The organism is Blautia sp. MCC270 (assembly GCF_018785605.1).
Taxonomy (GTDB): Bacteria; Bacillota; Clostridia; order Lachnospirales; family Lachnospiraceae; genus Blautia_A; species Blautia_A fusiformis.
In genome coordinates, this window is sequence record NZ_WQQD01000063.1 from 1 (window position 1) to 2044 (window position 2044).

At 36.6% G+C, this 2044-nt stretch carries 3 protein-coding genes; all 3 read left to right on the plus strand.

Annotated features, from left to right (window positions below; all coding sequences use genetic code 11):
• Positions 1-158: 158 nt before the first annotated feature.
• Complete coding sequence (locus tag GPK58_RS12120) at positions 159-1523, plus strand: SPFH domain-containing protein (protein ID WP_215638711.1); 1365 nt, start codon at positions 159-161, stop codon at positions 1521-1523.
• Positions 1524-1541: 18 nt separating this feature from the next.
• Complete coding sequence (locus GPK58_RS12125) at positions 1542-1739, plus strand: hypothetical protein (protein WP_215638712.1); 198 nt, start codon at positions 1542-1544, stop codon at positions 1737-1739.
• A gap of 138 nt (positions 1740-1877) precedes the next feature.
• A partial coding sequence (locus tag GPK58_RS12130; RefSeq protein ID WP_215638715.1) for a type II toxin-antitoxin system prevent-host-death family antitoxin occupies positions 1878-2044 on the plus strand: 167 nt, incomplete at its 3' end.

The following is a 2044-nucleotide window of genomic DNA, read 5'->3' on the forward strand; positions in this document are numbered from 1 at the left end:
GAAAAAGATCGTAGATGGTTTTATGTTTATTATGTGCAAACGAATAAAGTTTCTGGTAACGACTACAAAGATGATTATATGAAATTGATTTCTTCTATAAGGGAAAAATGATGAGTAATGAACTATTGATATAGTTTTAACGGCGGGAGGTTACATATATGGGATTATTCAATAAAAACAAAAGAAAAGGCGGATTTATGGATGAAATTCGTTGTGATGAGCCTTCGTATTTAATTTGGAAATGGCATCCAGCAGGAGCGAGTCAGGGGAATAATAGAGAGAATGCGATTCGCTGGGGGTCTTCGTTAAGGGTAAAAGATGGTGAAGTTGCAGTATTTGTATATAAGCAAAAAGATGGTACTATGCAAGACTTTATTGTTGGTCCTTTTGATCAGACAATAAAAACAGCAAATTTTCCTGTGCTTGCTAGTATTGTAGGGCTGGCTTATGATGGGGGAACACCATTTCAAGCAGAAATATACTTTATAAATCTTGCTCAGATTGTACAGATAAAGTTTGGGGTACCATTTTTTGATGTGTATGATCCGCGTTTTGATGATTTTGGAGTGCCGGTTGCCGTAAGAGGAACTATCAGTTTTAAGATTACCGATTATCGTCAATTTATTAAGTTGCATAGATTGAGCAATTTTAATCTTGATGATTTCCAAAAACAGATTCGGGATGTTGTGATTAGATATGTGAAAGACATCGTTGCAAATGCGCCGGCAATACATAATATACCTTTAGTGCGAATTGAAGCTAAAATATCTGAAATCAATGATGCCATTGAATATGATATTGGTAAAAGACTGAAAGAAGATTTTGGAGTAGATGTATCAGGAATTGACATAGGAACAATAGAAATTGACAAATCAAGCGAAGGCTACCGGCAACTTATGAGTGTAACCAAAGATGTAACGACCGTAACTATTAAGGCGGAGACAGCAGCGAAAGTTAAAGATATTACAGATCGACAGCGAATAGATGTAGAGCATTATGGAGAAAGTTTACGAATTCAGAGAGAAGAGTCTCAATATGCTCAGCATAAACAGACACAGACTAATAATCTGGGTGCATTTCAAGTTGAAAAGCAAGCAGAAGTTGGAGTTGCAGGTGCTGAGGCACTGGGGAAAATGGGAGCCAATGGAGCTGGAAATGTAAATCTTTCTGGTGGCGGAGATGGATTCAATATGGCTGCAATGATGGCAAGTATGGCTGTTGGCGGTGCTGTAGGACAGAATATAGCTGGTTCTATGAATAATATGATGGCAGGGATGAATCAGCCAGTACAAAATGGTATAACTCCACCGCCAGTTCCAGGTGTTTCATATTATGTTGGAATGAATGGACAGGCAACAGGTCCATATGATTTTAATACATTAAGGCAGATGATGACTGCAGGACAGTTTACATCAGACAGTTTAGTGTGGAAAACAGGAATGCCTGAATGGGCTAAAGCGAGTTCAGTAGATGAAATGAAACAATTGCTTCCTGATATACCACCGATTCCGAAAAAAAATTAAAGCAAAGGAGATGTGGGCATGAATATATTAATAAAATGTGATTGTGGTAATAAGATAGAGATGGATGTATGTCCTAAAAAATATCTTCAGTTGAGAGACAATTTGGAAAGAGGAAACTTTCGCTTTGATGGGGCGGAAATAAAAGATAATAAATTGAAAGAGTTTCGTATTCGATGCTGTAAGTGTAATAATTGGATTATACTTGGTGTAGAATGATACAGGGTATATAACAAAGGAACAAGGAAATATTGGAATATCTTAAAAGCTGTAAAAAACTACGTTGAATTTTACAGCTTTTTGTGTATAATATAAGTAGCAGAAACAATATAAAATCAAGGAAGGAGCTGAAAGAATATGGCAAGTATTTTACCAGTATCTGATTTGAGAAATTATAACGAAGTCCTGAAGAACTGCTACAAAGGCGAGCCGGTATATCTTACTAAGAATGGTAGAGGACGTTTTGTGGTTATGGATTTTGAAGATTATGAACGTGATCGTGCGGAAAAGAAGCTTTTGATGAA

Bases quoted from the DNA above. Each gene is read 5' to 3' on its own strand.
- GPK58_RS12120 (WP_215638711.1), top strand. From the start codon at position 159: ATGGGATTATTCAATAAAAACAAAAGAAAAGGCGGATTTATGGATGAA.
- GPK58_RS12125 (WP_215638712.1), top strand. From the start codon at position 1,542: ATGAATATATTAATAAAATGTGATTGTGGTAATAAGATAGAGATGGAT.